The organism is Rhizobium sp. 57MFTsu3.2, assembly GCF_012932765.1.
Classification (GTDB): Bacteria; Pseudomonadota; Alphaproteobacteria; order Rhizobiales; family Rhizobiaceae; genus Rhizobium; species Rhizobium altiplani.
Map to the genome: position 1 here is coordinate 130,508 of NZ_JDWI01000007.1, position 24,459 is coordinate 154,966.

A 24,459-nucleotide genomic window follows, 5' to 3' on the forward strand; every position below is an offset into this window, starting at 1 on the left:
CAATGCCGGTCGCGTACACCACATTTCCTGCCTATAGTCGCGCAGTACCAGAGCCGTCGGTGCAACCGGCGGCTTTGGAAGGAAAAATCGTGGCGGAGGCTCTCATCGCAAGCGAAGCCGATATCAAAAGTGGCCTGGCGGACAATCTGCTGCGGCTGTGGCGCTATGGCCTTGTGCTCTCGCATCGCCGCGACGTTGCCGACGATCTCGTGCAACAGACCTGTGTTCGCGCTCTGGAGCGCGTCGAGCAGTTCGAGACGGGAACGCGGCTGGACCGCTGGCTGTTCTCCATCCTTCATTCCATTTGGTTGAACGAGATCCGGTCGCAACGCGTGCGCCTCGGTCAGGGCTTCGTCGATGCAGACGAGGCCCTTGTTGTCGATGGCGCCCGCGACGCGGAAACCCATCTCATGGCAAACCAGGTTCTGCGGCTGGTCAATGCGCTGCCGGATGCGCAGCGTGCAGCGGTCTTTCTCGCCTATGTGGAAGGTCTTTCCTACAAGGAGGTCGCAAGCGTATTGGATATCCCGATCGGCACCGTGATGAGCCGCCTTGCCGCCGCGCGCGCCAAGATAGCCGCCAGTGTCTCGGGAGAGGGGGTTACATGAACGACAAGAACCAAATCCTCTCCGATGAGGAGTTGACGGCCTATATCGACGGTGAGCTGTCGGATACGGAGGTCTCGCGCATCAAGGCGCTTCTCGACTCGAACGCGCGTGCGGCCGCGAGGCTGGAGTTGTTGTCGCGGAGCAGTCTCCCCTTCAAGCAAGCCTTCGAGCCGCTGCTTGCCGAAGCTCCGAAGGCAAGGCTCGACACCTTGCTCGGTACGCCGGCCGACGCGAAGCCGGCTCCCGAACGCTTCGGTCGCCGCGGTTTCCTTGGTGCGCTTGCAGCCTGCCTCGTCGCCGGAATTGTGGCTGACCGGGCCTTCATCAGCATCCGCAATCGCGTTGATGCTCCTGATGAAAGCAGCGAATGGCGCGCCGTCGTTGCCGAATACCTCGCCCTCTACACTGTCGATACCCTGGCCGGCCCGTCGCCGTCAGGCGAAGCGCAGGCAGCCCAGCTCGCCAGGCTCGTCGACAAACTTGGCATCTCCCTGTCACCCGAAGCGGTGTCGCTGCCCGGCATCGAGTTCAAGCGCGCCCAGTTGCTGCAATACGACGAAAAGCCGCTCGCACAGATTGCCTATCTGGACCCGGAGACGGGGCCGCTGGCACTCTGCATCGTTCGCTCGGACGTCGGAAAGCAGGATCCCGACGTCGAAGGCCGACGCGGCATGAATGTCGTCTACTGGTCGAACGAAACGCACGCCTTCATGCTGATCGGACGCATTCCGATCGACCGGATGCAGGAACTGGCGGAGGATGTCCGCAAAAGGACTGCATGAGGTCTGAGGCGGAGTGGCGGCGAGAGCGGCTATGAAAAAAAGGACTGCCCAATCCCGCGATTTTTTGAGATAGTTGCGTGGGGAGGATGACCTCTACGGCTCGCGTGGCCGGTTCGAATTGGTATCCCTTGAACGTCCTTGGACCCGCCCCATCCGCAGCGTGAGTCGGCTGTCGGCAAGCATTTAGCGAGCATTTTTCACTGTTCAGCACACGCTAGCCAGGAGCAATTCACATGGAAACGTGGAAACCTGATCCGAGCTTTTATCCGTCGCCACGCATGGCCATGAAGGCGGCGCCAGAGACGTTTGCCTATGTCGTCGCCTTCGATCCAACGCGAGCGGTTCCCGATGAACTTGCTGTCGTCGATGTCGATCCGACATCGGCCAGTTACGGGCAGATCATAAACAAGCTCGCGATGCCTAATGTCGGTGACGAACTGCATCATTTCGGCTGGAATGCCTGTTCGTCCTGTCTGTGCCCAAACGCGCCGCACCCGCACGCTGAACGCCGCTATCTGGTCGTGCCGGGACTGAAATCTTCCCGAATCCATATCATCGACACCAAGCCGGACGGCAAAAATCCTCAGATCGTCAAGGTGATTGAGCCCGCGGACGTGGCCGAACGAGCCGGCTATTCCCGGCCGCACACCATCCATTGCGGCCCCGAGGGCATCTATGTGGCCGCGTTGGGCAATGCCGAAGGCAAGGCCCCAGGCGGGATTTTTCTGATTGATCACAGGACTTTCGAGGTCCGCGGACAGTGGGAGATAGATCGGGGAGAGCAACAGCTCTCCTATGACGTATGGTGGCACCTTGGCCACGACACGCTCGTTACCAGCGAGTGGGGCACGCCCGATACCTTCGAAAACGGGCTCGTCCCCGACATCCTGCTCGGCGCGAAATACGGACGCCGTCTGCATTTCTGGGATCTGCACACACGCAAGCACCTGCAGACGATCGATTTCGGCGACAAGTACCAGCTCGTATTCGAGCTCAGGCCCGCGCACGACCCGACGAAAGCCTATGGCTTTGTCAACTGCGTGCTCAGCCTAGAGGATCTCTCCTCCTCGATTTGGGTCTGGCACCGTGACGGTGAAAAATGGGGGGTGACAAAGGTGATCGACATTCCGGCGGAGCCCGCCGATGCCGACCAACTGCCGCCAATGCTCAAGGGTTTCAAGGCCGTGCCGCCGCTTGTCACCGACATCGATCTCTCGATGGATGACAGATTTCTCTACGTGTCCTGCTGGGGAACCGGCGATCTCCTTCAGTACGATGTATCAGATCCGTTCAAACCGAAGCTGACCGGCAAGGTCCGCATTGGCGGTATCGTTTCGCGTGCGTCGCACCCAGGGGCCGAGAATGGCGCGCTGAACGGGGGCCCGCAGATGGTCGAGATCAGCCGCGATGGTCGTCGCATCTACTTCACCAACTCGCTTTACGGGGCGATCGATGAGCAGTTCTATCCCGATGGCATAACGGGCTGGATGGTGAAGCTCGATGCGAAGCCGGAAGGTGGCATTGCCTTCGACGAGAAATTCTTCGTCGAATGGCCCAAGTCACACCGTCCGCATCAGGTCCGCCTGCAAGGTGGAGACTGCTCGTCGGATTCCTATTGTTATCCCTAGGGAAACGACATCAGGCAAACGAGGCGCCGATGAACGAGCTCTGGCCCTGGATGCTGCTGGCGGGACTGGGCGCCTTTCACGGTCTCAATCCCGCGATGGGGTGGCTGTTTGCCGTTGCGCTCGGCGTTCACCGGCAGAGTTTCACGGCGGTGGTTCAGGCCGTACCCGCCATTGCCCTCGGGCATGCTGTCTCCATCGCGTTGGTGGCCGGAGCTGTAGTCGTCGCCGGCCTTTTCGTGAACCAGGATGCTGTGCGCATGGCCACCGGCGTGACGCTCGTTGCCTGGGCGATCTGCCATCAAGTCTTCGGGCACAGTCGCCGCGTTCGCGTCGGCTTGCGGACGGGACTCGCCGGCCTTGTGCTCTGGTCGTTCCTGATGGCCACGGCCCATGGCGCCGGCCTCATGATCCTGCCCGCCCTGATGCCCCTCTGTCTGACCCAGCCGCCATTGCCGAATGTTGGCGGCGCCGGTTCCGCCGCCATGGCGATTGCCGCAGTCGGCGTCCACACGCTCGCAATGTTGGCGGTCACAAGCCTCATTGCGCTGACGGTTTATCGCTGGGTCGGGCTCGAAATATTGCGCAGTGCCTGGATCAACGTCGACTTGCTGTGGACGGGGGTTCTGTTCGCCACCGGTGTTGGGCTGCTGATCATCAGGTGAAGGCGAGTAGACCTGGCACACGCGCACCAGTAAGGACCAAACGCGCAGCCGTCCAGCTTGTATCAAGCAGAGGCAGCAGCCAAGACCTCGACCCGACAGCCGCCTGAGGACCGGATCACCGAAATTGGTGCACTCGAACGACTTAGCGCGTGGCCGCGAGCTGAACGGCGGACTTGGCGTCTTCCGTTTTCATCCGACCTTCAACGACCGCTCGGCAGGCCTTCCAGGCTCGTTGCCACTTGGCCGCACTCTGGTTCGGTTCATGGACGAGCCAGGTCAATGCCTCCTCCGGGGAGCCGACGACAATACGAATGCGGTTGTCTCCCAGCACGAGAGGTGTTTCCCATCGGTGTACCAGCATGGCCACACTCCAATCATGTGAGGGTCCGTTATCGGCGCCATCGAGTACTCGTTCCGCCTTCAGATAGATGGGTATTCGCAGCAGGCAATCAAAGGGAAGAAATGGATGGCAGGTCGCCAAGTGCCTCAAACAGGAACGGTGATCGGTGTTTCTTGGGCGACGATAAGGCGACCGATACAGATGCCGATCGCCCTTCCGAACCTCAATTCTTCTTTGGGGCGCTTTGGCTGGCCTTCGGCTGAGAACTTAAAATGGGCGGGCCGCCTTTGTCGGCGGCCGTCTTTTCCTTCTTGGGCTTCCAAGAAGACGGAGCGGCTGAAGCTCCTCCGTCTGGAACGTGAGGCTTGCGCGCCCGCACCGACGGCGAAACCAAAGCGCGGGCGGCACGCTTCTTGGTCTAAACAACAACGTGATGGAGATCAGCGATCTCGGGATCTTCATGGCGAAGACACGACCATCCTCACAGTAAGGAGTTAGGCCATCCGGAACACTGCCTCTGCGTCAAGAGCCGCTGCGAGAAATGCGGACTGCGCGTCTCCCTGAGTGACTGTTTCCGTCATCGTACCAGCGTAGGCCTGCATTGCCGAGAAGAAGGCGCGGCCGTTCGTCACCAGGCCAATTCGCAAAAAAGCATATCAAGGTCTTCTTCTGGAGATGCAACAGGATGCAGCACGCGGTTGCGTTCACAACGACTAAGACTAGCCAGCTCGGTACCGACACAGGGTCTCCGATTCCACATTCGAGAATAGTGGATCACACAGTTAGCCAGCGTAAGACATGAGGGAGAAACATTCCTCACCCGTGCGATCCACTCCCTCAATCCCCGCCTTGACGCGTTGTTCCATGCTATCGGCCTGCTATATCGGGAAGGCGGAGAGTCCTACAGCTCCAGGAAATTTCTACCGGGGAGGCCGTCCCTGAATGGAGGCGCGTGTCCGCTCGAAGCTTGGTGGAGATATTGCCGAAATCACCCGGCCAAAATGCCTTTCCAGTTCCCTGGATAGGTCGTCGGGGGAGGTCATCCCATGTTGGAAACGTTCGAAAAGTAGCTTGGCTGCGATGTTGTATCGCTCAGGATGAGCAACACTACTGGCAGCACTGTATCCAGCCGCATCCAAGATGCCTTGCAGCATAGTAAGGTCCCTGGAATGTAAGACATAGCCGAATTCGGAAGACACTTCGGTCCTCCTTCAATTTGGGGCGAGGGCTCTGAGCCCTGATGCAGCAGCGCCCGTGACATTGGCTGCTGAAGAAGCGAGCATGCCTGAGCGTGGCTCCGGATGCAACGCAATTCGTGCAATTTTTGTTTTTATCAGACTTCGAGAATAAAACCAAAAATTGCGCTTGCGTTTCATGCAGCGAGTGCCTATATGCCTTTCATCGGCATTGCTGATGAGCGCTGGAATATGTCTGCCGCTCGCAATTTGCCGCAATCGCTTTCTACTTTTGACCACGGATGTACTGGCACTGGTATGAGTAGCGATGTGAGGAAGGTCGGTGCGGTTTCGCCCGGCCTTTTTTGTTGGCTGCTCCGCTGGTCGACGTCTTGAGGCTCACTGCGAAAGACGAACCCTGCGCGCAGTTCCTACGACAGGTCATGACCGACCTTGGCGGAGTAGGAAAGCTTGCTGAGCGCGTCGTCAAGGAACGGTGCACCTGCGGCGGCACCGATCGCCGGGGCAACAGCGATATCGAGAATTCGGCGCCGGCCAAGCGTGGTCGGGCTTTCATACGTAATGATCGCTGGTGGCGGATAGAAGGAAAGGCAGAGATGGGTCGAAACGAACGGGCGCCGACCGGCTGCAGACCGGTGCATCAGCATTCGGATGCCATCCTGGAAGCCGCGAGTGTTCGCCTCATGGAGCAGCTCTAGATAATTCGATCTGATCGCAAAGATATGAGATGCAGATACCCCGTTGTCGAGCAGGTATGTGGATCCGCTGCAGCCATCCTTCAGCGTCAGATGTTTTTGGATGCCAAACATCGCGAGCAGCTTGTAAGCTCAGCCATTCTCCAGATCGAGCTCCAGCACTTCGATGTCGGCGGGACGGTCGTTGCGTCTTGCGGCGATCGAGACGTCTTCAAGATGCAAGCGCATCACGTCGCGTTCATGTTCGCAAAGCTTTTGGAGCTGCGCTGGGACATCGGTTCCTTCGAGTTCATCTTCAGCTCGGCCATGAGCGTGTTGAGCTTCCGACCGACTGCTTGAGCCTTTTTATGATCCGAACAATGAAGGCTCAATGAAAGCCGGCTGCCCGGCTGGGATCGCGTGAAAGAACTGGGGAACACGCGCCCGCCGGTAAAAGATGTTGCCGCGGCGAATAAGGTTCTGGACGTCGTGGCGGACCGCCATGGGATAGTTGCCCTTGACTGCCACTGCGACGCCCCCGCGCTCATTAGGCGGGCATCACCTGTGTGCTACAGTTCTGGGCATCAGGTCGCGCATGATGCCAAAACGATATCCGGCAGGACCGGAAAATCAAGGAATTAAGGGCATTTAGGAGAATTGGCTGGGGAACCTGGATTCGAACCAAGATCGACGGAGTCAGAGTCCGCTGTTCTACCATTGAACTATTCCCCAGCAGGTGCGGCGCTCGAAGCGGCTCCGCTGGTGTGCGGCGCTTATAAACAAAAGCTGGCGGATTGCAAATACCTGTTTCGAAAAAAATGAACAGGGTTTTTACGCTGGCTTTTGAGCTCGAAGAGAGGACCTATTTCGCTAACGCCAAAAAGAATTTGGTGATTTCGCCATGCGCTGGTATCTTCGCGCCAACGCAAAATCGAATGAGCGCCTGCTGCATACCTTTTGGACTTGCGCGGCGCGATGGAAAAAGAACGTGGAAGACCCCGAAGGCGGCCAAAGGCCGCAAGGTAACGGGGCGTCGGCGGCAGGGCGTAGGGATGGTAAGAAATCCAGGCGCCGCAAGGGCAAGCGTGGCGGGCAATCCCGCAATGCGAACCAGTCCGCTCAGCATGTCCTGTCCGGCGATGCCGGAGAGGCGGCGCGCCCAATTGAAGCCGACAGTGTCGCGCGGAAGCGAAAGCGTCGCCGTCGTGGCGCAGGCGCTCCAAGCGAAGCGGTTCAACAGCATCAGGCAAGCAACGAAAACGCCCAAATCGCGACGCACGCTGTTCGCGGTGACGGCGAATCGGTGCCGAGTCGCCGCAATCGCCGCAAGCATCGCGGCAAGCGCGGCCTCCAGGGACGCCCACTGGTCCATGAAAAGCCGACCGGACGTCCGGCCCAGCCGCAGCAGCCAGCGCCCGCCGGGCGGGCCGGGGCAGCCGAATTGCGAACCGGCCAGAACGATAATCGTGGGGCACGCCCGTCCGAAGGAGGGCAGCGCAGCCACGAACATCCGTGGCCGGATGAGCTTTACGCCGCTCTCGATCTCGGCACCAACAATTGCCGTCTTCTGATCGCGCAACCGACGCGGCCGGGTCAGTTTCGCGTTGTCGACGCCTTCTCCCGGATCGTACGCTTGGGCGAGGGACTGGCGGCAAGCGGCCGCCTCTCCGACGATGCGATGGATCGCGCCGCCGATGCGCTACGTGTCTGCGCCTCCAAGCTGAAGAGCCGCGAAATCCGCCGTATGCGGCTGATCGCGACCGAGGCCTGCCGGCAGGCGAGCAACGGGGCCGTGTTCCTCGAGCGCGTCATTGCCGAGACCGGCCTCGAACTCGAGATTATCGATCGGGAGACCGAAGCGCGGCTTGCCGTCTCGGGCTGCTCGTCGCTCGTCGGACGCGAGACCCGCTCCGTTGTCCTCTTCGATATCGGCGGCGGCTCCTCCGAAATCGCGGTCATTCGTATCGGCGACAACCGCTTCAATCGCCTCGCAAACCACATCACCCACTGGACCTCGCTTCCCGTCGGCGTCGTCACGCTATCGGAGCGTCATGGCGGGCGCGATGTCACCCCGGATGTTTTCGAGGGCATGGTGGTGGAAGTGGCGGGCATGCTCGACAACTTCGATTGCCCTGCGATCGACATCGGTCACGCGGATGATTTCCATCTCATCGGCACCTCGGGAACGGTGACGACGCTCGCAGGCGTCCACCTCGACCTGCCGCGCTACGACCGCCGCAAGGTCGACGGCATCTGGCTTTCGGACGACGAGGTCTCGGCGATGCAGGCAAAGCTGCTGTCGTGGGATTTCGCAAGCCGGGCCGCCAATCCCTGTATCGGACCGGATCGCGCCGATCTGGTGCTCGCCGGCTGCGCGATTCTGGAGGCGATCCGCCGCCGCTGGCCGAGCCCGCGCATGCGGGTTGCCGATCGCGGCTTGAGGGAAGGCCTGCTCACGGACATGATGGCGGACGACGGCGTCTGGCGGCGCCACCGCAACCGCCGCGGCCAGCGCGGCAAATAGGGGACAAGCATGGCGAAGCCAACGATTGCGGGTAGCCGCACCGGCCGCAAACTCGGCCAGCGCGTCAAGAACAAGAAGATGAAGGCGTCGTCGCGGCAATGGCTGCAGCGCCACATCAACGATCCCTATGTGCAGCGCGCCCAGCTCGAGGGCTATCGCGCTCGTGCCGCCTTCAAGCTGCTCGAGATCGACGAGAAGCACGGCATCCTGAAGGGCGCCCGCCGCATCATCGATCTGGGTGCCGCACCGGGAAGCTGGTCGCAGATCGCTGCCAAGGTCACGGGCTCGACGGATGAGGATATCCGTGTGGCGGCGATCGACTTCCTGGAGATGGATCAGCTGCCGGGCGTGAAGATCCTGCAGCTGGACTTCCTCGATCCGTCAGCGCCGGCACAGTTGATCGAGGCCGTCGGCGGCACGCCTGATCTGGTGATCTCGGACATGGCAGCCCCCACGACCGGCCACCACCGTACCGACCATTTGCGCACCATGCATCTCTGCGAAGTGGCGGCACACTTTGCCATCGAAGTGCTGGGGGAGGGTGGCCACTTCCTGGCAAAGACCTTCCAGGGAGGCACCGAACGCGATCTTCTCAACATGCTGAAGCGGCATTTCAAGCAGGTTGTCCACGTCAAGCCGCCGTCGTCGCGGGCCGAATCCGTGGAGATGTTCCTGCTGGCGAAAGGCTTCAAGGGCCGCCAGATGGAGCCCGATGTCACCGAAGCTTGATCTTTGGGCTGGTCTCGGGTGATGATCCGGTCTCCCAAGACTTGGAATGCCCGGGTACCATGCTCCTATACGTCACCCTCGGAACCAACGACATTGATGAAGCGCGGCGGTTTTACGATATCGTTCTGCCGCTGCTCGGCTATCGCCGCCAGCGCTACTCCGAAGAGGAAATCGGCTACGCCGCAGATGGCGACACCCGATGCCGGCTCTGGATCGTAACCCCGTTCAACCGCAGGCGGGCATCAACTGGCAACGGCTCGATGGTCGCGCTTCATGCCGAGCGCCGTGCGGACGTCGATGCGTTTCATGCCGCAGCCCTTGCCGCGGGCGGCGTAGACGAAGGCGCCCCCGGATTGCGGCCGTTCCATGCCAATTTCTATGCCGCCTATGTGCGCGATCCGGATGGCAACAAGCTGAGCGCCGTCTGCGAGACTCCGGAATAGGCCTTACTTCACGGCCGGTTGTTCCGCCTCGATCGTCGCCGGGGTGATGCGCTTCGCACGGTGGCCGGAAACAAGCGCGCCGGCGCTCCTGTCCATCCGGATGAACGGGATGGTCGCCACGACAGTCAGGATCGCGATCACATAGAAGGCGACGTGGAAGTCGGCCACCTGCAGCGCCTCGCCGCGGAAATAGATCGATGTTTCAAGGATTGCTGCGGCAACTGCGACGCCAAGCGCCAGGCTGATCTGCTGCATCACCGAGCTCAGCGACGTTGCCTGGCTCGCCTGTGCATCGTCGATGTCGGCAAAGGCCAGCGCATTGACGCCGGTAAAGAAGAACGAGCGCGAGAAGCCGCCGATCAAAAGAATGGCGATGATGACGAGATGTGGCGTCTGTGGCGTGAAGAAGCCGGTCGCGACCGTAACCATGGTCGTCACCCCTGCTGCCGAAAGCAGTGTGGTGCGGAAGCCGGCAGCCGCGAAAACGCGACGCGCCATGAACTTGGTCGTGATCGCCCCGATCGCGCCGGCAAAAGTGATGAGACCCGATTGGAACGGCGTCAGGCCGAAGCCGAGCTGCAGCATCAGCGGCGTCAGGAAGGGCATGGCGCCGATACAGATGCGAAACAGCGTGCCGCCGGTTGTCGATGCGCGGAACGTCGGATTGCGGAAGAGGTTCAGATTGAGGATCGGCGCTGGATGCCGTTTGGCATGGCGCACATAGAGAAAACCGCAGACGAGGCCGATTGCCGTCGCCATGATGCCGATAACGGGCGGCAAGGCCGGGAGGCTGACGACGGAAAGGCCGAAGACGACGCCGGCGGCCGAAAACGATGTCAGCAAAAAGCCGGTGAAATCCAGCTTCGGCGGCGCCGTCGCCTCAACCTCCGGCAGGAAAATCGTTGCCAGCCAGACGCCGACAATGCCGACCGGCACGTTGATCAGGAAGATCCAGTGCCAGGTGAAATAGGTGGTGATGAAGCCGCCTAACGGCGGTCCGGCCAACGGTCCGACGAGCGCCGGGATGGTCAGCAAGGCCATCGCCGAGACAAGCTCGCTTCGCTTCGTCGTTCGCAGAAGCACAAGGCGGCCAACCGGCGTCATCATCGCACCGCCCATGCCCTGCAGGAAGCGCGCAATGACGAACTCGATCAGGCCGGACGAGATTGCGCAGAAGATCGACCCGACGACGAAGACGCAGATGGCCAGGCGGAAAATGCGCTTGGCGCCAAACCGGTCCGCCATCCAGCCGCTGATCGGAATGAAGACCGCAAGCGACACCATGTAGGAGGTCAGTGCCAGCTTCAGCGTGATCGGCCCGACGTGGAGATCGTTGGCGATGGCGGGCAGGGCGGTCGATATGACGGTGGAGTCCATCTGCTCCATGAAGAGAGCAACGGCGAGGATCAGCGGAACGATGCGGTTCATACGCGAAATGCCTTGAAGGTCTTGCGAAGGCGGTGGAGGCCCGTGCTCTGTAGTCCTCGCGACAGGCTCTGCCAACCCTTCATTCCGCTTCCGAAGCACGTTTGCATCACGTCTGCGTGAGACCGCTTGCTCAGCAAATTCAACGGCCAAGATTGACATATGCTTGTTTTGGCGGGTGCAACAAACGCGGCGGCTGTTGGTCATTTGGGGGTATGCGGCAGTGATGCTGCACGTTATTGGGAGGCCGGGATATGGCACTACCGGGGATGAAACGGCGCACTTTGCTTGCTGCGGGCATCAGCCTGTTGGCGACGCCGATGATTTTGAAAGAGACGGCCGCTATGGCCGTAAGTGGAGACAAGACCAAGATGGATGCGACGCCGCAGCCCCAGTTCAATCAGTTTAAACTCGGCTCCTACAAATTTACCGTCTTCAAGGACGGCGCCACGATTGCCGAAAAGCCCTATGAAACCTTCGGAAGCAACCAGAAGCCGGAAACGGTTCAGGAGCTGCTTGCGAGGAATTTCCTGCCGACCGACAAGTTCGTCAATACTTACGCACCGACGCTGATCGACACAGGATCGGATGTCATCCTTGTCGATACGGGTTTTGGCGAAGGCGGTCGCGCCCGCGGCAGCGGGCTGCTTCGCGATGGGCTCAAGGCTGCCGGCTATTCGCCCGACGACATCACGCTGGTCGCGCTGACCCATCTGCATGGCGATCATATCGGCGGCCTGATGGAAGGGGGCGCACCGGCCTTCAAAAACGCGCGTTACGTCATCGGCCAGATCGAATACGATTTCTGGACGGACAAAGCGCGTGAAGGCACAGCCGCCGAAGGCGGTCACAAGACAGTTCTCGCCAACGTCGTGCCGCTTGCCGAGAAAGCGACGTTCATCGGCGATGGCGGCACTGTTGCAAGCGGCATCACCGCAATGCTGGCGCCGGGCCACACGCAGGGCCACATGGTTTTCCACATCGAATCCGAGGGTAAGCGCCTCGTGGCAACGGGCGACACCGCCAATCACTATATTCTGTCGCTGCAGAAGCCGGATTGGGAGGTTCGTTTCGACATGGACAAGGCGCAGGCAGCAGCAACGCGTCGCAAGGTCTTCGGCATGATCGCGGCCGACAAGATTGCCTTCCTAGGCTACCACATGCCGTTCCCCGCCGTCGGCTTTGTCGAGGCACACGACGACGGATATCGCTTCGTTCCGAAGACCTATCAGTTCGACCTGTGAGACCGCTGCATGGCAGCCATACCAAGCCCGGCGAACACGTCGGGCTTTTTGCTATTCACTTCCTGTCATAGACGTGTTACCAGCCCTCGCCAACTTCCAAAGCAACCCTTGCACACTGCCGGTGCGGACGATTCGTTCCGGGAGGCGTTGCATTTTTCTTAATTGAAGGAAATTGGCCATGGCTCGCATCATAGAAACGCCAACCGGTTTGGATGCACTCACCTTCGATGACGTGCTCCTGCAGCCCGGTCATTCCGAGGTCCTGCCCGGTCAGACGAGCGTTGCAACGCGCATCGCCACTGACTTCGAGCTGAATATCCCGATCATCTCTTCGGCCATGGACACCGTCACGGAAAGCCGCCTTGCCATCGCCATGGCTCAGGCCGGTGGCCTTGGCGTGATCCACAAGAACCTGACGCCGGCCGAGCAGGCCGAACAGGTCCGCCAGGTCAAGAAGTTCGAAAGCGGCATGGTCGTCAACCCGGTTACGATCGGTCCCGACGCGACGCTCGCCGATGCGCTCGGGCTGATGAAGACTTACAGCATCTCGGGCATCCCGGTCGTTGAAAAGTCCGGCCGTCTCGTCGGTATTCTGACCAACCGCGATGTTCGCTTCGCCTCCGATCCGAAGCAGAAGATCTACGAGTTGATGACGCGCGAGAATCTCGTCACGGTCAAGGAAAGCGTCGACCAGCAGGAAGCCAAGCGTCTGCTTCATGCGCATCGCATTGAGAAGCTGCTGGTGGTCGACGGAGAAGGCCGCTGCGTCGGTCTCATTACCGTCAAGGACATTGAAAAGTCGCAGCTCAACCCGAACGCATCCAAGGATGCGCAGGGCCGCCTTCGCGCCGCTGCCGCTGTCGGCGTCGGTGACGATGGTTTCGAGCGCGCCGAACGCCTGATCGAGGCAGGCGTCGATCTTCTCGTCGTCGATACCGCGCATGGTCATTCGCAGGGCGTTCTCAATGCCGTCGGACGAGTAAAGAAGCTGTCCAACTCCGTCCGCGTCATGGCCGGCAACGTCGCGACATCTGACGGCACCAAGGCGCTGATCGATGCAGGTGCCGATGCCGTCAAGGTCGGTATTGGCCCGGGCTCGATCTGCACGACGCGCATCGTCGCCGGTGTCGGCGTTCCGCAGCTCGCAGCCATCATGTCGGCGGTTGAGGCAGCACGGGCGCAGGATATCCCTGTCATCGCCGACGGTGGCATCAAGTTCTCGGGTGACGTCGCCAAGGCGATCGCATCCGGCGCTTCCGCTGTCATGATCGGTTCGCTGCTCGCCGGCACCGATGAGAGCCCGGGTGAAGTCTATCTCTACCAGGGCCGTTCCTTCAAAGCCTATCGCGGCATGGGTTCCGTCGGCGCCATGGCGCGCGGCTCGGCAGACCGCTACTTCCAGGCGGAAGTGCGCGATACGCTGAAGCTCGTGCCCGAGGGCATCGAAGGCCAAGTTCCCTACAAGGGCCCGGTTTCGGGCGTCCTGCATCAGCTTGCAGGCGGCCTCAAGGCAGCCATGGGCTATGTCGGCGGCAAGGACATCAAGGACTTCCAGGAGCGCGCGACCTTCGTGCGCATCTCCGGCGCCGGCCTTCGCGAAAGCCACCCTCACGATGTGACGATCACCCGCGAGAGCCCCAACTATCCGGGCTCCGGCGGCTGAAAAATGAACGCGGGCAGCCGTATTCCGCTCTGGATTATTGCGCTGCTCGCGGCTATCTGCCTTGGCGTGCTTGCGTGGACGACGTTCGGCTTTGTTGTCCCCTTCAAGCACGAAACCGGGCAAGCCGTTCTCGATATCTATTTCGCCGGTTATGACGAATTGACCGTCGGCCGGATGCAGCGGCTCCTCGGCGAGAACGAGATTGCCAACAATCTGTTGCGGGCCATGTACGCTGGTCCCGAGCTGATCTTTCCGGCACTTCTGACGGCACTCCTCTTGCTGGTCTTGATCAAGCTGAGACCCGGCGGCTCATACTTCAACCGCCCGATTCGGCCGTTCTTCGCCAAGCTGATCTATGCGCTCCCCTTCATCTATGGCCTCGCCGACTACGGCGAGAATGTCTCCAGCTTGATCGCCTTCGGGGACAGTGCCTGGGCGGATCAGGCCGCGCAGTTGTTGCCGTGGATGACACGGCTGAAATTCGCAAGCCTCGCCATCTGCCTCGTCGTCATCATCCGCTTCGCTGTCGTTCGTGCGATGCGCGGCGAAGAGGGCGAGCAGTAGCTTACCGCGGCCACCGCCATGGCGGATTGGAAAGGCGAGCCGCCATGAACTCCGATAATACTTCGACCTTTGCCGGTCGTGCGCGTGCGGACGGCGTGACAAAATAGAGTGCCCCGCTGGGCAGGCTCCAATCGGTCAAGATCGCCTTCAAGCGCCCGTCAGCTAGGTATTCGCTGGCCATGAACTCCGGCAGCTCGCAGATCCCGAGGCCGCGCAACGCCATTGGGATCAATGCTTCCGAATTGGTCGCTCGAAGTGGGCCGGTTGGGGTGACGAATTCCTCCTCGCCTGCCCTATTCGTCAGCCGCCATATGTCCTGGCGTGGCCGATAGGCATAGCCGAGGCAGTGATGCGCGGCCAGCTCTCGAGGATGCTCAGGACATCCGTATTTCTCGAGATAGGCAGGCGACGCCAGAATGAACGGCTTAACCGGCGCGAGCCGACGGGCAATTAGGGACGAGTCCGGCAAAACCGCGATACGAAGCGCAGCATCGAAACCTTCCCCCACGAGATCGACGCTCGCGTCGCTCATGTGAAGATCGATGCTGATGTCGGGGTAGAGTTCAAAGAACTCGGGCAGGATCGGTGCAATCCAATGCACGCCGAACGTCATTGGCGCTGCCAGCCGGATCAGACCGCGGGGACGACTCGACAGCTCGAGCGCCGCATTCTCGATCTCCTCCGCATCGGAGTAGATCCGCGACGCGCGCTCGGCGAGACGGAGGCCGAATTCCGTCAGCGACAGTTGGCGCGATGTCCGATTGAACAGCCGGGCACCCAGTCTCTGTTCCAGGCGTGCGACGCCGCGCGAAACGGTTGCTACGGAAATACCCAGCGTCTTTGCCGCGCGGGCGAACGATCGCTCCTCCGCCACTTTGGCAAACATCGCGAGGCCTTCGAAGTCTGGCAGCTTCATCATTTCGTATTTGCAACAATGGTTTTCATTCCTTTCTATTTCGAAACGATCGGCGCGTCCATATCTTCTGCTCAGTCGAACAAAAGGAGACGACGACAATGACTCAGAAATTGAATGGCAAGATTGCAGTGATAACCGGCGCCACGTCGGGCATCGGTCTCGCCACGGCGAAGCGTTTCGTCGCCGAAGGCGCTCGCCTCTTCATCACCGGCCGCCGCGCAGATGTGCTCGCCGCGGCCGTCGACGAGATCGGCGGCAACGTCATCGGCATCCAGGCCGACTCCGCCAAGCAGGCCGATCTCGATCGTCTGTTCAATCGCGTGAAGGAAGAGGCCGGCCGCATCGACGTGCTCTTCGTCAACGCAGGCGGGGGCTCGTTCGCGCCGCTCGGTCAAATCACCGAAGAACAGTTTGACGACACGTTCAACCGCAACGTCAAGGGCGTGCTCTTTACCGTGCAAACGGCACTGCCGCTGCTCGGTAACGGCTCGTCGGTTATTCTGACGGGCTCGACGGCCGGTGCGACGGGCACGCCCGCTTTCAGCGTCTACGCTGCCTCGAAGGCGGCGATCCGCAACTTCGCGCGCAACTGGATCCTCGATCTCAAGGACCGCGGCATCCGCGTCAACACGCTTAGCCCCGGCCCGACGGAAACGACCGGCCTGGTCGAACTCGCAGGCAAGGACAAGGCTGACCAGCAGGGCCTTCTCGACTATCTCAGTTCGCAGGTTCCGATGGGCCGCGTCGGTCGCGCCGAAGAAATCGCCTCCGCAGCTCTGTTCCTGGCTTCGGATGAATCGAGCTTCGTCTCTGGCGCAGAACTCTTCGCCGATGGCGGCATCGCCCAGGTCTGATGCAGCAGCCATGCCCGTCGCACAATCGCGACGGGCATTTGCGGCGTCGGTTGTTTTCCTCTACAGCGTGGAAATCAAACGGAAAAACCGCAAGGAAGAGACAGCATGACCGGCTACGAGATGTTCTGGCCCATTATTGCCCACGTAGCCCTAGTCTATTTCCTCTACATGCTTCTCTCGTACCGCCGGCAAAAGCTGGTTCGGGGGGGCAAGATCCGGCGATCGAACTACCGGGAAAATCGCGACGAGCCAGCGGAAGGCCTTGTCGTCAAGCATTGCCTCGCCAACCAGTTCGAGTTGCCGGTGCTTTTCTACGCCTGTTGCGTCCTTCTTTACATGACGGAAGCCGATAACCTCGTCGCCGTTGTTCTTGCCTGGATCTTTGTCGCAACGCGCTATCTGCACGCCTTCATCCACGTGACCAGCAACAATCTGCGTTATCGCAGCCCGCTCTTCGCCTGCGGCTATGTGGTGCTCGGCGCCATGTGGATGTGGCTTGCCGCCTGGATGGCATTCGCGAACGGTTGAGCGACTTGAAGTAACGCAGTTTTGTTCCTGCGTTACTGGCCGCTGACCTATCTTCCCCGACAGGCGAAAGCCGACAGGTAGGGAACGGGAGGCCTCAAATGAACAAGCCGGAAATCACGCAGGCGATGATCAACGCCTACGACGAATACACGCATCTGACACTCGATCGCCGCAACTTCATGGACAAGCTGACGAAACTGGCCGGTTCCGCCGGCGCAGCCGCTGTCATCGCACCGATGCTTGCGGCCAACAAGGCAAGCGCCGAAATGATCGCCGCCGACGACACGCGGGTGGTGGCCAAGGACGTCACCTATCCCGGTGGAGCTGGTGAGATGAAAGGTTACCTCGTCGAACCCAAGGATGCATCGGGAAAACTCGGCGCCGTGATTGTTATCCACGAGAACCGCGGTCTGAACCCGCACATCCGCGATGTCGCGCGCCGCATGGCGCTGGAGGGCTTCATCGCGCTGGCGCCAGACTTCCTCTCGCCTCAGGGCGGCACGCCGGAGAATGAGGACAAAGCCCGCGAGATGTTCAGCACGCTCGACCGACCCGCCACGGTGGCGAACGCGGAGGCGACGCTTACATATCTGAGCAAACTCGACAATTCCAATGGCAAGGTCGGCGTGATCGGTTTCTGCTGGGGTGGCGGGCTGGTTAACGATTTCGCTGTTGCCTCGCCGGACCTGAAGGCGGGTGTTGCCTATTACGGCGCCCAGCCGAAGGCGGCCGATGTGCCTGGTATCAAGGCTGCGCTGATGCTGCATTACGCCGGCCTCGACGACCGTATCAATGCCGGCATCGACGCCTACAAGAAGGCGCTGCAGGACAATGGCAAGGACTTCCAGATCTTCGTCTATGACGGCGTCAACCACGCCTTCAACAATGACACGTCGGCGGCTCGCTACGACAAGAAGGCGGCCGACCTCGCTTGGAGCAGGACTGTCGAATTCCTGAAGAAGAACCTGGCCTGATCAGGCCGCCAGCTCGCGCGGCGCAGGGGCGACAGCGATGATCGCCTCTGCCAGCGCCTCCATCTCCTTGCCACGATGGTTGCTGCGACGCCAGGCAAGGCAGATCTCGCGCGACGGCTGTGGATCGGTAAAGGGCACGATGCGGATCGAATTGCGGCTGGTCTCCGTCGGAATGGCGATCTCGGGAATGAGCGTCATGCCCATATCATGCGACACCATCTGCAGCAGCGTCGCCATTGAGGTCGCACCAAAGTTGACGAGGCTGCGCTTGCCGGCGCTGCAGACGGCAAGGGCCTGATCGCGCAGGCAATGTCCTTCCTCGAGCAGTAGCAGGCGATCGACATTTACTTCATGCTCGGTGAGCGGCGACATCAGCACCGCCTCGCCGTTGTCCGCTACGGCCATGAAGAAGCGGTCGGTGAAGAGCGGTCGCGTCTGGATGCCTTCGATATCGAGCGGCAAGGCCGCGATCACGGCATCGAGCTTTCCCGTCAGGAGGTCCGCCATCAACCGATCGGTGACCGCCTCCCGAAGTTCCACCTCAACGCTGGGGTAAGTCTTGCGCAGATGCGGAACGAACTGAGGGACGAGGTAGGGCGCGACTGTCGGAATAATTCCGATGCGGATCAGACCTTCGAGCGTGCCTTCGCCCTTTCGGGCCGTCTGCTCGAGCAGGTCGACCTGATGCAGGATGGCGCGGACATAGTGCAGAACCTCTTCGCCTTTCGGCGTCAGGATCGTGCTCTGCCGCGTTCGCTCGACTAGCTTGGCGCCGAGATATTCTTCCATTTCCATGATCTGGGTCGACAGCGCCGGCTGGCTGATGTGGACCATTTCGGCGGCCCTGCCGAAATGGCGCGTCGTTGCCAGCGCATCGAAATAACGCATCTGTCGTAAGGTCAGCATGATAATCTCTTCCAATCGATAATCTCATTAAGTACGACTTGAGATTATCGAAGGTCAATGGAATTACGAGCAAGGCCGCTCTTCAGGTGGCATCTGAGTGGCCGCCGATTTGAGGGCACTTGAGGCACATGTAGCGTGCGCGAATCGGTGCGCGCAGCGACCGAGAAGCCACGGCCACAACGATTAACGTCCAACCCGTCGCAAGTGAGCAAAACAACACGCGGAGTTGACCAAATACGGGTGTATCACCCCGATTTTCTTATACTTTTCCCCATCCGTACAATCCGATGCATCTCGTTTACGAGTCGTGAAGACCTGCATGTCATATCGGCGAGATGGCGCCGGTATGAACCACCTCCGTCGCTCCACATAGAACAAATGGGAACGACATGAAGGTCGGAAGTTTGGATCGTATTGGCCTCCGCCGGAAGCCAAAGCAGGAACGCAGTATTCAGCGGCTCGACCACATCTTGTCGGCCGCAGCCGCACTCATCGCTGAAAAGGGCGTAAGCGCCATGCGGATGACGGAACTGGCCGTCGCCGCCAAGGTTCCGATTGGTTCCGTTTATCAGTATTTTCCCGAGAAGGCGGCGATCGTCAAAGCGCTCTTCGACCGCCATGCGCTGGCGCTCCAGACGCGCATCGCCGAGGCCTTTGCGTCCGTGCACTCCGTCGACCATGCGCTCGAGGTACTCGTCGCGACGATCGACTGGCACTACGCCGACTATCGCAACGATGCCGCCTATCTCGGCATCTGGATGGGTACCGAAACCGACCACGACCTGCTGCTGCTCAACATCGAGCATAGCAAGCGGATTGCCGACATCTTTCAGGATACCGTCCGCCGCGTCGCACCTGAGCTCTCCGCAGCGGACATGCAGGCCCGCAGCTATCTGTTCAGCCATCTGCTCGGGGCATCGATCCGCCTTGCGGTCGTCAGCGAGGATTCCCTTGCAAGACGCATCCTGGATGAGTGGAAGCGCGTGATCCGAACAGCCTTCCTCTCACCGGTTGCCGCCTGAGCCTACCAACTCGGGACGATGCCAGCGACCTTGAGGCGGGGCTGAGCCCGCCCATAGGCGTTCTTGACGTCAGCGTCGAGATTGTCGTCGACGACAGCGGGCGTGATGTTGTCGAGGCAGGCGGTGATATGCGCCGTGATCGCGTTCATCAGCGAGATGGAAACACCCGGCCGCTTCATGATGCCGATCTGGACCGGGGGCAGGGCAGGGAAGCCGTCCGCCTGGCTTAGCACCTTCATCCCCGTGCGCAGAGCCGATTCCGGCATGACGGAAACGGCCATGCCGGCGAGGACCGCGGCCGCGACGACGGTGCACGACCAGCTGGTGAACAGGATCTGGTGTTCGCGACCGACCGCATCCAGCGCCGAGCAGGCGAGCTGCCGCCACTGGCAGTCGCGACGGCCGACGGCGAGCGGCACGGGGGCATCGTCGCGGATCGGATGGTTGGCAGAGCCGACCCAGCAGAGCGGTTCCGTTCGCACGACATCCGACATGCGTTCGCGCGGATTGTGGGTCACCAGCGCGATGTCGAGCTCGCCGCGATTCATGCGCTCGGCGAGGCCCACCGAGGGTTCGCAGACAATGTAAAGCTCGACGTTCGGATGCGTCTTGGCAAAGCGGCCGATGATCTCGGGCATGTAGCGGTCGGCGTAGTCATCGGGCGTGCCGATGCGCAGCGTGCCCTCGAGACGGTTGTCATCAAAGGCTGCGATCGCTTCGTTGTTGAGGCGAATGATTCGTCGCGCATAGTTCAAGAGCTTCTCGCCTTCGACGGTGAGGCGGTTGCCGCGCCCGTCCTTGATGAAAAGCTGCTTGCCGATGCGCTCTTCCAGTCGCCGCATCTGCATGGAGACAGCGGACTGCGTCTTGTAGACTCTGTCGGCAGCCTTGGTGAAGCTGCCGGAATCCACAATCGCAATGAAGGTCTGCAACTGATCAATATCGAGAGGCGCTGACATGAGTTCACCTATAAAGATCTCTGATGTTAATCATTAGAAACATTCGTTGGACTGATCAATAGGTGTTTGGCATCTTCGGGGTGCAAATCAAGCAAAGTGAAGGACAGACACCCTGCCTGTCCGCTCCGATTTCAACCCGATGCCTTGCCGCTCGACCTCGCGGGAGGGGTGGGTTGTTGCGCGCCAATGAAAGGATCGTCCCATGCGCACGACAGACCGGATACTCGAACTCGACTGCAGCCAGACCTCGCTGACGTTCTTCCAGCGTCTCGTAAATGGCTTTGCAACGCTGTCATCCGTACTGCGCGTGATCCGCAACCGTATGGAGATCAACAAGCTGAACGAGCTCGATGACAATCAATTGAAGGATATCGGCCTTAGCAGGACCGATCTCACTTCCGCGTTCCTGGCGTCCACCTTCTTTGAAGATCCGTCGGAACACCTGACTAAATCCGCGCGCAACCGCGGACCGAAGTCGCTCTTCCGGTCCCAAAAGGATTGAGACCGGCCCAGTTTTTCCCCGCAGGGTGATAGCCAATAGCCCTGCCTCTTACCCGGTGACCGGCCTCCCAGCCGTCTCCGGGTTTTTTTATGCCTTCGGGGGAGTGGAGGGCGCCTTCGGCATAAAGGTCTCGAAGATCGCTTCCATGCTCTTCTGGTAGCTCTTCTGAACCTCGAGCCCGCTGTCGAACATGTTGTTCAGCATGTCGACGTAGCGTTCCGCCTCTGCCTTTGCCTGCTCTTTCGGGGCTTCGGCTCGTTTCGGCTCAACCGGCTTTCCGAGCGAGCCCATCATTTCCTGAAAGGCCTTTGCGAATGGATTGTCGAAAAACGGATTGGTGACCGTCTTCTCTGCCTCCGGCTTCTGCATGCCGAACATCTGCTGCATGGCCTGAGTGAAAGGATTGTCGAAGATGGTGGGCTCCGGAGCGGCCTTCTGCTTCGGCGCAAAGCCGGTGCTTTCCAGCCATTTCTGGATGGTTTCGCCCATGGCGGTGTTGATGAATGGATTGACGGGCGCGTTCATCTGCCCCATCGACTGCTTGAACAGGCCGCCCATCAAAGTATCGGCCATCACGGGCAGCATCTGCTTGTAGATCTCCTGGCCGATCCCGGTCATCTGGGCAGCCTGCGCCGCAACCGCCCGCGAGACCTCCTTGGAGCCGAACAGCTGCCCGAGGATGGTGTTGCCATCATCGATTCCTTGCGGGGTGAAGGCCTTGCCCATGTCCTCGAAATATTTGGCGTAGTTGCCGGAGGCGACCGCCTGCATCAGCCCCATGAAGTCGTAGGGGTTGCTGCTGCTCCGTTTCAGGCTGGCGGAAAATGCCGGCATCAGCGCGGCCATCGCCTTTGTGGCCTGCTCCTGGGCAAGATTGAACTGCTTGGAGACCGCATCCATCGCCGCGCCGTTCTGGGCCTGCATCATCATGTCGAAGAGTGGCAGCATGGTAATCCCTTTCCCGGTTTCGCAACGCGTAATTGCGTCACTATAGCCGGAAAAAGGAATGCGCAAACCGCTTTTTGCAGAAGGGCTTAGGGTAGACCCTAGTATTGATACTCTTCGAAGACAGGCTCCACGGAACCGTTCCAGCGGCGGTGATACAGCGCCAGCAGATCCTCGGCCAAAGTCGCCTTCTTGGCCATGACTTCGTCGAGCGGCGCAAGGAAGATGGTTTCGTCCTGGCCTTCCTTGTTGAGCTTGTTGCGCGCTCGGAGACCGGACTTCGAAACGGCGATCACTTCGCGCGCCGTCTCATAAAGCTCATGGCCGCGGAACTTTGCCCTTAAACCCTGGGACGGGACGGCATCGCGCAACGCGTTGACCTCGTCGAATGTCCAGTCCTTGGTCAGCATATCCGCGTCTTCGAGTGCAGCATCGTTGTAGAGAAGCCCGACCCAGAAGGCCGGCAACCCGCAAATGCGCCGCCACGGGCCGCCATCGGCACCGCGCATCTCTAGGAAGCGCTTCAGGCGAACGTCGGGGAAGAGGGTCGAAAGGTGGTTCGTCCAGTCGCCCATCGTCGGCTCCCAGGCGGCAACCGCGCCCTTCAGCGCGCCGTTCATGAACTGGCGGAACGTGATGTGGGTACAGTCGTGATAGTGCCCGTCGCGCACGATGAAATACATCGGCACGTCGAGGGCCCATTCGGCATAATCATGAAAACCGAAATCGTCGCGGAAGGTGAAGTCCAGCAGACCGGAGCGATTGTTGTCGGTGTCGCGCCAAATGTCGCCGCGCCAGGAGAGCAGGCCGTTGGGCTTGCCTTCGGTAAAGGGCGACGAGGCAAAGAGCGCGGTTGCCAGAGACTGAAGCTTCATCGAAACCCGCATCTTCTTGCGCATGTCGGCTTCGGAGGAAAAGTCGAGGTTCACCTGGATGGTGCAGGTGCGATACATCATGTCGAGACCCTTGGCGCCGACCTTCGGCATGTAGCGGGTCATGATCTCGTAGCGGGATTTCGGCATGACAGGCGTTTCGGCCAGTGTCCATTTGGGGCTGCCGCCAATGCCGAGGAAGCGGATGCCCATCGGCTCGGCGATCTCGCGCAACGTCGCCAGATGGGTATTCGATTCCTTGCAGGTCTCGTGGATCGTTTCCAGCGGCGCGCCGGACAGTTCGAACTGGCCGCCAGGCTCGATCGATATCGCGCCCATTCCGTTCGGCTCGCCCAGGCCGATGATGTTGTCGCCGTCCATGATCGGGTCCCAGCCGGATTTCTGCTGAAGGCCTTTCAACAGCGCCGAAATGCTGGCCTCGCCGAAATACGGCACAGGGCCGTTGTCCGCCCGGAAGAAGGCAAACTTCTCATGCTCGGTACCGATGCGGAATTTTTCCGCCGGCTTGTTCCCCGCGGCAAGATAATCGGTCAGCTCCTGAATCGAAGAGAGTGGCGTCTGGTCGGTGGTATCGCGAGCCATTCAAGTCTACCTGCAATGGGAGAGCGCCTGGAAAAACCCGGGCAATTGGAAGGGTGATTAGGACCGCTCCCACGTATGTTGCAAGTGAAATTGTTTCAACGGTCCATCAAAAAAATAGCAGGATATTTCGGCCGCGACCGATCCTAAGGTTAATTCCAGTCGCCGATCGACGCTTGAATGACTGCCATGGCAGCAACCGCAGCCGTATCGGCTCTGAGGATCCGCGGCCCGAGCGGGATTGCGGTCACGAAATCGAGGCCGCGCAGCCGCGCGCGCTCTTCCTCGGAGAAACCGCCCTCTGGGCCGACAAGGAGCGCCAGCTGTCGCTCGCTGATCTTGGACAGCAGTGGTAGCGGGTTCTGCCCCGCATCGCCCTCGTCGCAATAGATGATGCGGCGGTCGCTCGGCCAAGTGTCCAGCAGGTCGAACAGCTTCACGGGCTCGGCAACGTCGGGGATATCGAGTATGCCGCATTGCTCCGCTGCCTCGATGACATTTGCCTTCAGCTTGTCGAGATTGGTGATCTTGCCCTGCACATGCTGGGTCATCACTGGACGCAGAAGGCCTGCGCCCATCTCGACGGCCTTCTGCACCAGGTAGTCGAGTCGCCCGACCTTCAGTGGTGCAAAGAGATAGTGCAGATCGGACGCCGCCGGCTGCGGGCGGGTCTGTTCCTCGGCGACCAGTACAATCCGTTTCCGCGTTGGAAAGGTGAGGCGCGCCTTCCACTCGCCATCGCGGCCATTGAAGACGAGCAGTTCGGCGCCATCAGTCATGCGCAGTACGTTGGCGAGATAGTTGAAGTGGTCGCCCGTCGTCTCGACCGTTGCTCCGGCGGCGAGGGGAGCGTCCACAAACAGCCGTTGTATCCGAAAATTGGCGCGCATCGAAAAGTC

The 24,459-nt window shown here is 60.4% G+C and carries 25 protein-coding genes and 1 tRNA gene; 15 read left to right on the forward strand and 11 right to left on the reverse strand.

The window, feature by feature from the left end; translation table 11 throughout:
* Nucleotides 1-2 precede the first annotated feature (2 nt).
* The 4 genes from AF71_RS10335 (at nt 3) to AF71_RS10350 (ending at nt 3,680) form a co-directional block, all read left to right on the forward strand.
* Complete coding sequence (locus AF71_RS10335; RefSeq protein WP_025659483.1) at nt 3-608, forward strand: RNA polymerase sigma factor; 606 nt, start codon at nt 3-5, stop codon at nt 606-608.
* On the forward strand, nt 605-1,390 hold the full coding sequence (locus AF71_RS10340) for an anti-sigma factor (protein ID WP_169681238.1): 786 nt from the start codon (nt 605-607) through the stop codon (nt 1,388-1,390). Before AF71_RS10335 ends, AF71_RS10340 begins: the two co-directional genes overlap by 4 nt.
* 233 nt (nt 1,391-1,623) lie before the next feature.
* Complete coding sequence (locus tag AF71_RS10345; protein ID WP_169681240.1) at nt 1,624-3,018, forward strand: selenium-binding family protein; 1,395 nt, start codon at nt 1,624-1,626, stop codon at nt 3,016-3,018.
* 29 nt (nt 3,019-3,047) lie between these two features.
* Nucleotides 3,048-3,680 carry a hypothetical protein gene (locus AF71_RS10350; RefSeq protein ID WP_169681242.1) on the forward strand — a complete coding sequence of 211 codons (633 nt, stop codon included), beginning with the start codon at nt 3,048-3,050 and terminating at the stop codon, nt 3,678-3,680.
* Between the two features lie 142 nt (nt 3,681-3,822).
* On the opposite strand, the gene AF71_RS10355 is transcribed toward AF71_RS10350, so the two are convergent.
* The 4 genes from AF71_RS10355 to AF71_RS10370 form a co-directional block, all read right to left on the reverse strand.
* Nucleotides 3,823-4,041 (reverse strand): DUF982 domain-containing protein, encoded by a 219-nt coding sequence (locus tag AF71_RS10355; protein ID WP_025659479.1) that lies wholly within the window; start codon nt 4,039-4,041, stop codon nt 3,823-3,825.
* A gap of 473 nt (nt 4,042-4,514) precedes the next feature.
* Nucleotides 4,515-4,652: a hypothetical protein gene (locus AF71_RS10360; RefSeq protein ID WP_162716094.1), complete on the reverse strand. Its 138-nt coding sequence runs from the start codon at nt 4,650-4,652 to the stop codon at nt 4,515-4,517.
* A 974-nt stretch (nt 4,653-5,626) separates the two neighbouring features.
* Complete coding sequence (locus AF71_RS31310) at nt 5,627-5,863, reverse strand: hypothetical protein (RefSeq protein WP_210258229.1); 237 nt, start codon at nt 5,861-5,863, stop codon at nt 5,627-5,629.
* A gap of 685 nt (nt 5,864-6,548) precedes the next feature.
* A tRNA-Gln gene (locus AF71_RS10370) sits at nt 6,549-6,622 on the reverse strand.
* Nucleotides 6,623-6,878: 256 nt separating this feature from the next.
* Between AF71_RS10370 and AF71_RS10375 the strand changes: the two genes are divergently transcribed.
* Genes AF71_RS10375 through AF71_RS10385 form a run of 3 tightly spaced genes read left to right on the forward strand, consistent with a single transcriptional unit; the run spans nt 6,879 to nt 9,586 of the window.
* Nucleotides 6,879-8,414 carry a Ppx/GppA phosphatase family protein gene (locus AF71_RS10375; RefSeq protein ID WP_169681244.1) on the forward strand — a complete coding sequence of 512 codons (1,536 nt, stop codon included), beginning with the start codon at nt 6,879-6,881 and terminating at the stop codon, nt 8,412-8,414.
* A 9-nt stretch (nt 8,415-8,423) separates the two neighbouring features.
* Nucleotides 8,424-9,143 carry an RlmE family RNA methyltransferase gene (locus tag AF71_RS10380; protein WP_018856877.1) on the forward strand — a complete coding sequence of 240 codons (720 nt, stop codon included), beginning with the start codon at nt 8,424-8,426 and terminating at the stop codon, nt 9,141-9,143.
* Between the two features lie 59 nt (nt 9,144-9,202).
* The gene (locus AF71_RS10385; RefSeq protein WP_018856878.1) at nt 9,203-9,586 is read left to right on the forward strand and encodes a VOC family protein; all 384 of its coding nucleotides are present in this window, start codon (nt 9,203-9,205) and stop codon (nt 9,584-9,586) included.
* 3 nt (nt 9,587-9,589) lie between these two features.
* Here the strand turns inward: AF71_RS10385 and AF71_RS10390 are convergent, their stop codons facing one another.
* A complete protein-coding gene (locus AF71_RS10390; protein ID WP_169681246.1) occupies nt 9,590-11,014 on the reverse strand; it encodes a DHA2 family efflux MFS transporter permease subunit in 1,425 nt (474 codons plus the stop codon).
* A 251-nt stretch (nt 11,015-11,265) separates the two neighbouring features.
* Between AF71_RS10390 and AF71_RS10395 the strand changes: the two genes are divergently transcribed.
* The 3 genes from AF71_RS10395 to AF71_RS10405 all read left to right on the forward strand — a co-directional run bounded on the left by AF71_RS10395 (nt 11,266) and on the right by AF71_RS10405 (nt 14,482).
* Nucleotides 11,266-12,255, forward strand: a complete 990-nt coding sequence (locus tag AF71_RS10395) for an MBL fold metallo-hydrolase (RefSeq protein WP_169681248.1) — start codon at nt 11,266-11,268, stop codon at nt 12,253-12,255.
* A gap of 178 nt (nt 12,256-12,433) precedes the next feature.
* Nucleotides 12,434-13,918: an IMP dehydrogenase gene (gene guaB, locus AF71_RS10400; RefSeq protein ID WP_018856881.1), complete on the forward strand. Its 1,485-nt coding sequence runs from the start codon at nt 12,434-12,436 to the stop codon at nt 13,916-13,918.
* 3 nt (nt 13,919-13,921) lie between these two features.
* Complete coding sequence (locus AF71_RS10405) at nt 13,922-14,482, forward strand: hypothetical protein (protein WP_113470017.1); 561 nt, start codon at nt 13,922-13,924, stop codon at nt 14,480-14,482.
* Nucleotide 14,483: 1 nt separating this feature from the next.
* Here the strand turns inward: AF71_RS10405 and AF71_RS10410 are convergent, their stop codons facing one another.
* Nucleotides 14,484-15,401 carry a LysR family transcriptional regulator gene (locus AF71_RS10410; RefSeq protein WP_169681250.1) on the reverse strand — a complete coding sequence of 306 codons (918 nt, stop codon included), beginning with the start codon at nt 15,399-15,401 and terminating at the stop codon, nt 14,484-14,486.
* Nucleotides 15,402-15,496: 95 nt separating this feature from the next.
* Between AF71_RS10410 and AF71_RS10415 the strand changes: the two genes are divergently transcribed.
* The 3 genes from AF71_RS10415 to AF71_RS10425 all read left to right on the forward strand — a co-directional run bounded on the left by AF71_RS10415 (nt 15,497) and on the right by AF71_RS10425 (nt 17,754).
* The gene (locus AF71_RS10415; protein WP_062376003.1) at nt 15,497-16,252 is read left to right on the forward strand and encodes an SDR family oxidoreductase; all 756 of its coding nucleotides are present in this window, start codon (nt 15,497-15,499) and stop codon (nt 16,250-16,252) included.
* A gap of 105 nt (nt 16,253-16,357) precedes the next feature.
* Nucleotides 16,358-16,780: an MAPEG family protein gene (locus AF71_RS10420; protein WP_169681252.1), complete on the forward strand. Its 423-nt coding sequence runs from the start codon at nt 16,358-16,360 to the stop codon at nt 16,778-16,780.
* A 98-nt stretch (nt 16,781-16,878) separates the two neighbouring features.
* Entirely contained in the window at nt 16,879-17,754 is an 876-nt protein-coding gene (locus AF71_RS10425) for a dienelactone hydrolase family protein (protein WP_112667585.1), read from the forward strand.
* Here the strand turns inward: AF71_RS10425 and AF71_RS10430 are convergent, their stop codons facing one another.
* Nucleotides 17,755-18,660, reverse strand: coding sequence for a hydrogen peroxide-inducible genes activator (locus AF71_RS10430; protein WP_025659470.1), 906 nt, complete (start codon nt 18,658-18,660; stop codon nt 17,755-17,757). It lies immediately after the preceding gene.
* 389 nt (nt 18,661-19,049) lie between these two features.
* On the opposite strand from AF71_RS10430, the gene AF71_RS10435 reads away from it, so the two are divergent.
* Nucleotides 19,050-19,682: a TetR family transcriptional regulator gene (locus AF71_RS10435; RefSeq protein WP_018856887.1), complete on the forward strand. Its 633-nt coding sequence runs from the start codon at nt 19,050-19,052 to the stop codon at nt 19,680-19,682.
* Between the two features lie 2 nt (nt 19,683-19,684).
* On the opposite strand, the gene AF71_RS10440 is transcribed toward AF71_RS10435, so the two are convergent.
* Nucleotides 19,685-20,641 carry a LysR substrate-binding domain-containing protein gene (locus AF71_RS10440; protein ID WP_018856888.1) on the reverse strand — a complete coding sequence of 319 codons (957 nt, stop codon included), beginning with the start codon at nt 20,639-20,641 and terminating at the stop codon, nt 19,685-19,687.
* Nucleotides 20,642-20,843: 202 nt separating this feature from the next.
* On the opposite strand from AF71_RS10440, the gene AF71_RS10445 reads away from it, so the two are divergent.
* A complete protein-coding gene (locus tag AF71_RS10445; protein WP_018856889.1) occupies nt 20,844-21,143 on the forward strand; it encodes a DUF1127 domain-containing protein in 300 nt (99 codons plus the stop codon).
* An 87-nt stretch (nt 21,144-21,230) separates the two neighbouring features.
* Here the strand turns inward: AF71_RS10445 and AF71_RS10450 are convergent, their stop codons facing one another.
* From AF71_RS10450 to AF71_RS10460, 3 genes are all read right to left on the reverse strand, one after another.
* Nucleotides 21,231-22,091, reverse strand: coding sequence for a DUF937 domain-containing protein (locus AF71_RS10450; protein ID WP_169681254.1), 861 nt, complete (start codon nt 22,089-22,091; stop codon nt 21,231-21,233).
* Nucleotides 22,092-22,189: 98 nt separating this feature from the next.
* Nucleotides 22,190-23,563 carry a glutamate--cysteine ligase gene (locus AF71_RS10455; RefSeq protein ID WP_169681256.1) on the reverse strand — a complete coding sequence of 458 codons (1,374 nt, stop codon included), beginning with the start codon at nt 23,561-23,563 and terminating at the stop codon, nt 22,190-22,192.
* Between the two features lie 149 nt (nt 23,564-23,712).
* On the reverse strand, nt 23,713-24,450 hold the full coding sequence (locus AF71_RS10460) for a 16S rRNA (uracil(1498)-N(3))-methyltransferase (RefSeq protein WP_169681259.1): 738 nt from the start codon (nt 24,448-24,450) through the stop codon (nt 23,713-23,715).
* Nucleotides 24,451-24,459 lie beyond the last annotated feature (9 nt).

Coding starts and splice junctions, on each gene's coding strand:
- AF71_RS10350 (WP_169681242.1), top strand. CDS start 3,048: ATGAACGAGCTCTGGCCCTGGATGCTGCTGGCGGGACTGGGCGCCTTT.
- AF71_RS10385 (WP_018856878.1), top strand. CDS start 9,203: ATGCTCCTATACGTCACCCTCGGAACCAACGACATTGATGAAGCGCGG.
- AF71_RS10450 (WP_169681254.1), bottom strand. CDS start 22,091: ATGCTGCCACTCTTCGACATGATGATGCAGGCCCAGAACGGCGCGGCG.
- AF71_RS10410 (WP_169681250.1), bottom strand. CDS start 15,401: ATGATGAAGCTGCCAGACTTCGAAGGCCTCGCGATGTTTGCCAAAGTG.
- AF71_RS10335 (WP_025659483.1), top strand. CDS start 3: ATGCCGGTCGCGTACACCACATTTCCTGCCTATAGTCGCGCAGTACCA.
- AF71_RS10405 (WP_113470017.1), top strand. CDS start 13,922: ATGAACGCGGGCAGCCGTATTCCGCTCTGGATTATTGCGCTGCTCGCG.
- AF71_RS10440 (WP_018856888.1), bottom strand. CDS start 20,641: ATGTCAGCGCCTCTCGATATTGATCAGTTGCAGACCTTCATTGCGATT.
- AF71_RS10435 (WP_018856887.1), top strand. CDS start 19,050: ATGAAGGTCGGAAGTTTGGATCGTATTGGCCTCCGCCGGAAGCCAAAG.
- AF71_RS10355 (WP_025659479.1), bottom strand. CDS start 4,041: ATGCTGGTACACCGATGGGAAACACCTCTCGTGCTGGGAGACAACCGC.
- AF71_RS10415 (WP_062376003.1), top strand. CDS start 15,497: ATGACTCAGAAATTGAATGGCAAGATTGCAGTGATAACCGGCGCCACG.
- AF71_RS10455 (WP_169681256.1), bottom strand. CDS start 23,563: ATGGCTCGCGATACCACCGACCAGACGCCACTCTCTTCGATTCAGGAG.
- guaB (WP_018856881.1), top strand. CDS start 12,434: ATGGCTCGCATCATAGAAACGCCAACCGGTTTGGATGCACTCACCTTC.
- AF71_RS10340 (WP_169681238.1), top strand. CDS start 605: ATGAACGACAAGAACCAAATCCTCTCCGATGAGGAGTTGACGGCCTAT.
- AF71_RS10430 (WP_025659470.1), bottom strand. CDS start 18,660: ATGCTGACCTTACGACAGATGCGTTATTTCGATGCGCTGGCAACGACG.
- AF71_RS10420 (WP_169681252.1), top strand. CDS start 16,358: ATGACCGGCTACGAGATGTTCTGGCCCATTATTGCCCACGTAGCCCTA.
- AF71_RS10380 (WP_018856877.1), top strand. CDS start 8,424: ATGGCGAAGCCAACGATTGCGGGTAGCCGCACCGGCCGCAAACTCGGC.
- AF71_RS10460 (WP_169681259.1), bottom strand. CDS start 24,450: ATGCGCGCCAATTTTCGGATACAACGGCTGTTTGTGGACGCTCCCCTC.
- AF71_RS10445 (WP_018856889.1), top strand. CDS start 20,844: ATGCGCACGACAGACCGGATACTCGAACTCGACTGCAGCCAGACCTCG.
- AF71_RS10390 (WP_169681246.1), bottom strand. CDS start 11,014: ATGAACCGCATCGTTCCGCTGATCCTCGCCGTTGCTCTCTTCATGGAG.
- AF71_RS10345 (WP_169681240.1), top strand. CDS start 1,624: ATGGAAACGTGGAAACCTGATCCGAGCTTTTATCCGTCGCCACGCATG.
- AF71_RS10425 (WP_112667585.1), top strand. CDS start 16,879: ATGAACAAGCCGGAAATCACGCAGGCGATGATCAACGCCTACGACGAA.
- AF71_RS31310 (WP_210258229.1), bottom strand. CDS start 5,863: ATGCTGATGCACCGGTCTGCAGCCGGTCGGCGCCCGTTCGTTTCGACC.
- AF71_RS10395 (WP_169681248.1), top strand. CDS start 11,266: ATGGCACTACCGGGGATGAAACGGCGCACTTTGCTTGCTGCGGGCATC.